This window comes from Psychrobacter sp. 72-O-c, assembly GCF_904846605.1.
In the GTDB taxonomy this organism is placed as follows: Bacteria; Pseudomonadota; Gammaproteobacteria; order Pseudomonadales; family Moraxellaceae; genus Psychrobacter.
This window is the reverse complement of record NZ_CAJHBI010000056.1, coordinates 1-7,134: the sequence shown is the minus strand read 5'-3', so window position 1 is coordinate 7,134 and position 7,134 is coordinate 1. Positions and strand designations below refer to the sequence as shown.

At 41.6% G+C, this 7,134-nt stretch carries 6 protein-coding genes; 2 read left to right on the top strand and 4 right to left on the bottom strand.

The features are described 5' to 3' along the window. Positions 1-275: 275 nt before the first annotated feature. Entirely contained in the window at positions 276-1,709 is a 1,434-nt protein-coding gene (locus JMX97_RS13420; protein WP_201558918.1) for a hypothetical protein, read from the bottom strand. Between the two features lie 311 nt (positions 1,710-2,020). Between JMX97_RS13420 and JMX97_RS13415 the strand changes: the two genes are divergently transcribed. After that, positions 2,021-2,803: an SDR family NAD(P)-dependent oxidoreductase gene (locus tag JMX97_RS13415; protein ID WP_201558917.1), complete on the top strand. Its 783-nt coding sequence runs from the start codon at positions 2,021-2,023 to the stop codon at positions 2,801-2,803. Positions 2,804-2,835: 32 nt separating this feature from the next. Here the strand turns inward: JMX97_RS13415 and JMX97_RS13410 are convergent, their stop codons facing one another. The 3 genes from JMX97_RS13410 to JMX97_RS13400 all read right to left on the bottom strand — a co-directional run bounded on the left by JMX97_RS13410 (position 2,836) and on the right by JMX97_RS13400 (position 6,386). Then, positions 2,836-3,558: a lysophospholipid acyltransferase family protein gene (locus tag JMX97_RS13410; RefSeq protein WP_201558916.1), complete on the bottom strand. Its 723-nt coding sequence runs from the start codon at positions 3,556-3,558 to the stop codon at positions 2,836-2,838. Between the two features lie 150 nt (positions 3,559-3,708). After that, positions 3,709-5,598: a DNA topoisomerase IV subunit B gene (gene parE / locus JMX97_RS13405; RefSeq protein WP_201558915.1), complete on the bottom strand. Its 1,890-nt coding sequence runs from the start codon at positions 5,596-5,598 to the stop codon at positions 3,709-3,711. Between the two features lie 161 nt (positions 5,599-5,759). After that, positions 5,760-6,386 carry a YqiA/YcfP family alpha/beta fold hydrolase gene (locus JMX97_RS13400; RefSeq protein ID WP_201558913.1) on the bottom strand — a complete coding sequence of 209 codons (627 nt, stop codon included), beginning with the start codon at positions 6,384-6,386 and terminating at the stop codon, positions 5,760-5,762. Positions 6,387-6,574: 188 nt separating this feature from the next. Here JMX97_RS13400 and JMX97_RS13395 point away from each other — a divergent pair, with 188 nt between their 5' ends. Continuing rightward, positions 6,575-6,835, top strand: coding sequence for a DUF1289 domain-containing protein (locus JMX97_RS13395; RefSeq protein ID WP_201558911.1), 261 nt, complete (start codon positions 6,575-6,577; stop codon positions 6,833-6,835). Positions 6,836-7,134 lie beyond the last annotated feature (299 nt).

Below are 7,134 nucleotides of genomic sequence, written 5' to 3'. Positions count from 1 at the left end.
TTTAGACTGGAACTGTGACAGTCGGGGCAGCTGATATCTATTTGTGTCTTCATAACCTCAAATATATCATCTTGCTTCGGCTGTCACCCCTCCTTTAATTCCTCAGCATACTTTCTGATACACCACCTTTTATTTAAGTGCTCTAAGATAAACCGTTTAAGTCTTACACAGAATTTTTTATAAATTTTAAATTATGGTTTGTCACTGCGAGCTGGAACAGAAAGATTTAGATGAATACCTGGTAGTTCATTAGACTGCTTATCTTGCTTAGTCTTTTATGTTGAACCGGTTATTTGAGTTGATGAGGTTACTTTTGAGACTGATTGAAGGTCTTGCTGGTTACTTTTTTGCCGCTCGCCAGTTTGTTGATGCTTTAAGCGCTGTAATTGCTTGGTAAGCCGGCGTTCTTTTTGAGTCATCGCGCTGACAGGCTGAATCCATAAATCGATATCCATAAAGGTATCTGTTGTATCAGCTATAAACTCTATTCCCATTACAATGACATGGTGCAGTTCTGCTATCGGTAAGCGCGTAGCAACATCTTGCGCAATCTGTTGTAAATTTGGTTGTATAGCTTCTTTACTCTGCTTCCCATTCGCTGTTTGTCCATAAAATATCAGCACATAATGTCGGCCCAAGCTTTCATAAGAGTGTTGATGCACCACGTAGCCGCTTTGTTGCAATTCCGCTGTTTGTTTGGGATGCCTATATAAAGTGCGCACTAATTCATGCCGTGAAAATAGCGACTCATCTCTTAATTGCTGCTGCCAGTGAGAATATTGCGACGCTGTTGATTGTTCTTCGTCACTAGTTGTGGGTTTTTCACCAACCAAACCGATCATTTGGGTACTAAGCTGCGACCACAGTGTCGATGCTTGCTGCATATGCTGATGATACATTTGAACGGCAGTGCTATTGTTTTTTTGCGCCAGTTTCATAGTCACTAGAGCTGAATTAGGCTTATCTTGCATACCATATTTTATTAAGGCATCATCAATCATAATTGCTTGGGTAAATAAAAAATCACTATTCATAAACTGAGTTAGTAGCGCTTGCTCAGAGTCAAAATTTGATGAATGACTGGCTGTTGGAGGTTCTAGCTGCTGTGGTTTTAGATGCTTTAACTGATAACCTAAAAATCGCCATAGCTCACTGGCTGTTTGTACTGTTATCAGTATCGAGTGCCAATCTTGCCAGCTGAATATTTGTAGTTGCTGCACACTGTCATTGGCATCTAATACTAAGCTTTCTTTAAAGTAACGGGTGCCAAAGTGATGTGTTAAGCGCTGCGATACAACACCCTGATGATGGCTACTATCAACGTTATTGCCATTAACATCAATATCATCATTATTGAGCTGGATATCAAGTATTAGAACGTAATAACAGTCTGTTTGATCATCCTCATTTTGAGACAAACAGCTTTTTTGCCACGCTAGCGCCGATGTAATAGCAGCTGTGCGTACTTCCTCAATATCAGCTGGATAGATAGACGACGGCAAATATAGTGTGGCCTCTAGCAGCCGTAGCTGACCTAATGGTAGCAGGTAGTTATACTGCCGAGCGCAGTATTTCGCGGCATGGTTAACCTCGATAGTATCCATTGCAGGCAAGAGCAAGACAACCTCTAGCGCCTCTTTTTGTAGGTAACAGGCCAGCTCGTTGGTAAGATACGTCCAATCAGATGTCATGGTAGTCGATTTAGGCACAGTACCCGTCTCTTGTTATCAGATGAATATAAAATATTGCACTCTTAGGTTAAGAGAATAATGCTTAGTCAATTTACATAAGCGCAATGATACACAGTCGCCATAATATCAATGACTTGTTATTATGGCTAAAAGTTATGTTCCCCAGTATTTTTCTTAGGGCTTATTAACGGTTCTACAAATAATTTATTATTTATAGAGTTTGCTTATTAAGCTAGACTCATACTATTATTTTATTTGTAGAATTTCTTTACTCCAAAAGCCATTTTATTTATACATCTACCCTCTTATGATAACAAGGATTGAAGATCATGAAACGATTTAGAGAAAAAACCGTTATTATCACTGGTGCCGGCTCCGGTATCGGTCGTGCCACTGCTATTCGCTTTGCAAAGGAAGGTGCCAGTGTTGTTTTAGTAGGGCGCACGGCTGAAACTTTGGAGGAAACCGCAAAAGATTTTCCGCAAGACCGTACTTGGATTCATACCGATAATTATTTGACAGTCACCTGCGATATTAGCGTACAGAGTCAAGTGCAGGAGATGATAAAACGAGTAATAGAAAAGTTTGATCATATTGATGTGCTGGTCAATAATGCCGGTAAAGCGATTCAAGGCAAAATTACCGAACTGTCTACTGAGGATTGGAAGACTTCGATAGATGTAAATCTAAATGGTACGTTTTATGTTTGCCAAGCTGCCATGCCCCATCTAATTGCGACTAAGGGCAATATTGTCAATGTCTCATCGCTCTCAGGGGTCGGTGGTGATTGGAATATGGCGGCTTACAATGCGGCTAAAGCAGGCGTAAGTAATTTAACCCGTACCTTAGCATTAGATCATGGTCCCGATGGCGTACGCGTCAACGCCGTTAACCCTAGTGTCACCGAAACCAGCATGACTAGCGCTATTCAAGACAGCGAAATCAAGACCAACAAGTTTTTAGCCCGTTGTCCATTAGGGCGCCTTGCGACTCCCGATGACATTGCAGGGGCCATTACTTTTTTGGCCAGCCACGATGCGTCGATGATTACCGGTGTTAACTTACCAGTAGACGGTGGCGTTAGTGCTTCTAACGGGCAGCCGCAGTTTTAGTTGACCAATCGAATTTAGACAGTAATAGGCGCCTAAACATTTAAATCATCAATATCCAAGTCATTAACATCCTGTAGCGGCTGCGATAAGCGCTCAGGATGACGTGGTACTACGCCGCAATATTGAGCATAAACCTTTGGCAGATCAGCTTCGATATCACCAGTGGGATATACCGGTGATAAAAAACGTACTTCTTTGGCTTTATAATCTAATGCAACAGGCAAAATCGGCACATTTGCGCCTAGTGCTAAGTAATAAAATCCCGTTTTCCAAGTCTCCGTATATTTACGGGTACCTTCTGGCGACAACCCTAAGAACAACGGTTCACCTGACTTAAATTTATCTATACTGGTTTGTAATACCGAGCCTTTATTACCGCGATCAATAGGAATAATGCCTATCCAACGTAGCAGCTGTGCTAATACCGGTACTTTGAAGAGGGTATGTTTGCCCATGATATTAATTTTCACATCTAGCGAAAATAGTGCAGGGATAGCATAAACACCATCGATATTCGAGGTATGCGGCAGTGCTAATACTACCGCTTGAGATATATCGGGAATATCCCCAACCGTCCGCCAGCCCGCAGTTTTTAGCAACCAAGAGCCTACTACTGGTGCAACTCGGCCACCACGTTTGGGGACTAAGTTGCCCAAATCTTTTTTGCTGAGTGTAGGCAGCACTTTAGAGCGCGCTTTAGAGTGTGTATCATTAGAAGAAATAGATTTAGAACGACTAGAAAATTTGGATGTCATGACGGCACCACGTAATAAAAGATAATGACATAATAACATTAACCTAGGGCCGCTAAATTGACTTTTATAAGCTTTTACCAAGGCGTAACGTACTAGATTATAAGTATAAATAGTAATACAAGATTACGAATCGCTGATTAAAACGCCACTTTATAACGGCATATCAGCTAAGTTACCTTTATTTTCAAGCCAAGTTTTGCGATCAGACGAGCGTTTTTTTGCCAGTAGCATATCCATTACGCTATTGGTCAATATCATATCGTCCATATCTAACTGAACTAAACGGCGAGTATCGCGATTCATCGTGGTTTCGCGCAACTGCTCAGCACTCATCTCACCCAATCCTTTAAAGCGAGTAATTTGCGCTTTTTTATTGCCAGGAACCTTGGCTAAAATATGCTCAAGCTCAGGCTCATCTAAAGCATAATGTACCTCTTTACCCACATCCACCCGATATAAAGGCGGCATCGCCACAAATAGATGGCCAGCATCAACTAGCGCAGGGAAATGCTTTACGAACAAGGCGCAGATCAGCGTTGCGATATGCAGACCATCGGAGTCAGCATCCGCTAAGATACATACTTTGTCGTAACGCAGCTCAGATAAATCATCCGAAGCCGGATCGACACCGATCGCAATAGCAATATCATGAATCTCTTGGCTCGATAGCACGGTATCGGAGGACACTTCCCAAGTGTTCAGAATCTTACCACGCAGCGGCAGTATGGCTTGATAATGCCGGTCACGAGCTTGTTTGGCACTACCTCCTGCCGAATCCCCTTCTACCAGAAACAACTCAGCACCATCGCGCAAATCGCCACGACAATCAGCAAGTTTACCGGGTAAAGCCGGACCTTGAGTGATTTTTTTCCGGGCTACTTTTTTGGCGGATTTAAGCCGACGACCCGCTTTATTAATCGCTAGCTCTGCGATTTGAGTACCCAAATCCGCATGTTGATTGAGCCATAAACTAAAAGCGTCTTTTGCTAAGGCTTGTACTGCTCCCGCAGCTTCACGGCTAGATAAACGCTCTTTAGTTTGCCCCGAGAACTGCGGCTCAGAAAATTTAAGCGATAAGATATAGTTTATCCCATCCCAAACATCTTCTGCTGTTAGCTTTACACTACGTGGCAATAAGTTATGAATATCACAAAACTCACGTAATGCTTCCAAAATACCTGTTCGCAAACCATTAACATGCGTACCGCCTTGCGCAGTAGGAATAAGGTTGACGTAACTTTCTTGAATGGGTACACCACCTTCAGGCAACCAAGACAGTGCCAAAGTAATACCCGCACGAGCACCGTTCTTAGCCTCGTGATGATAATAAAACGGAGCTTCAGGTAACGTCTCAAGTCCATCTAGCTGCTCAGTTAAATACTCAACCACGCCATCAGTAAATTGCCAAACAACCTTCTCATTATTGATGTCGTCAATAAACTCAATAGTCAGACCCGCAGCCAATACCGCTTTGGCTTTTAAATTATGCTTAAGTTGCTTAATATTAAATTTAGGGCTATCAAAAAAACTACCATCTGCCCAAAAACGCACTCTAGTACCACGTTTACGCTTATTAGAACTTACTGACTCGGTCAATAATGTGACTGGTGCCCCATTTTCAAGCACCATATCAAACTGCGTCGCTTCACGCCATACCGTTACCTCAATTCGTGTTGATAAGGCATTTACAACCGAAATACCAACGCCGTGCAACCCGCCTGATACTTGATAATTCGAGGTAGAAAATTTACCACCTGCATGCAAACGCGTCAAAATCAGCTCAATACCCGATTGGCCATACTCAGGATGAATGTCGGTTGGCATACCACGGCCATCGTCTTCTACCGATAGCGAGCCATCCTCATGCAGCTGAACTTTAATTGTTTTCGCATAGCCTGCCAGTGCCTCATCGACCGCATTGTCAATTACCTCTTGCGCCAGATGATTGGGGCGAGTGGTATCAGTATACATGCCAGGACGACGACGTACGGGCTCCAGTCCTTCTAAAACTTCTAACGATTGCGCATTATATTCACTCACAAATGCTTCCTTAAGTATTCACAAACAATTAATTCTATTAAACCATTATAACGAAAAACAGCAGGATTAGCGTTAATAGTCAGCAGCGCACGTCATATAATGTCGTCTATTTTGACCAAATCAATTTTCCTAATTTCTTAGCTAGTAGACTGTGTTCTAGTTTATTTTAGCTGCTGTAAGCTTCTTATTACCATAGGCAACTGGCTAGCGAAATCACTAAACCTATGATCACCACCTGTTTGTAGTGTGACCGCTGCGCCTTGCTGCTGATAGAACTCTGCCGACACCTGAGGATTCAGTAGTTCATCACCTTCTTTAATCCAAACTGCTGTTTTCTGAGGGTAATTGATCGATAATAACGGATGGTCAGCAAACCACTGTAAATCTGCTACCCTAATTGCCCAGCCCCCTGCTGTCATATGCATAACTTGACTGCTTAACCTTTTATTTTCAGTAATGTCATCTAATATAGGTTCCTCGGAAAAACGTTGTAAGGTTATATGTGGCTGCGTACTAGGGTTTAATAGCAATACTGGACAACCCGTATGATTACTTACCAATGCCGAAAAGTATCCTCCTAAAGAGCTGCCTACTAATACTGTTTTTGATATATCACCTAAATTCGTTATCAAGTCTAATAATTGATCGAATACTTGCACAGGACTTTTATTCAGATCTGGTCGCAATACGGTAATATCAGGATAATGCTCTTTACAGTAACCTTCTAGTAGCAAGCCTTTCGTGGAATTGGCATCACTGTCTAAGCCATGAATATAAATAATGTTCATGTGTGATCTCGCTTATTGATTTTGTTATGATTGCTTTATATAGACTATAAAAGCTAAGCATAGCAGTAGGTCACTAAAAATAGTAACAATAAAACGGCACATTATTATTCATTATTTGCGACATAATAGTGTTATCACAATAATTTTGCGTAAGTCAAAGGAATGACGATAATAGCTATGGAGTAGCCATGAATCAGCAGTTTGAACTGTTCGAAATTGCCAATCCATGTATTGGTGTTTGCCAAAGCAATAAAAAAGGCTATTGCTTTGGTTGCCTACGCAGTCGCCCTGAACGTCAATTATGGCATAGTATGACGACTGAGCAGCGCCGTGATGTACTTAGATTAATAGTTGGCCGTAAGCTACGTATAGAACAACTAAGGCAACGTAAGAATGAGCAGTTAAGGTTTGATTTTGATAAGATTTCTGGATTAAGAGACTTATTTTGACTTTACCTATTCTTACTCATGCAACTTTATTTTAGGCATAAAAAGCCCCCTTCAACTTGTGTTGAAGGGGGCTTTTAGGAATAGAGAGCTGACGATGACCTGAGAGCTGATAAAACAAAGCAGTGCTTTGTTCAGCTCGCAAGAGTAAATCCTTTAAATAGGATTTACTACGTAACCTCAGTTCGGGATAAGCGAAGAAAAAGATAAAAAAAGAAGTCCTAATACGCTAAAGTAAGTTTACCAAGACAAACGACAGCAAAAAGGACTTCTTACATGGATAACCTAACCGAATTATACTG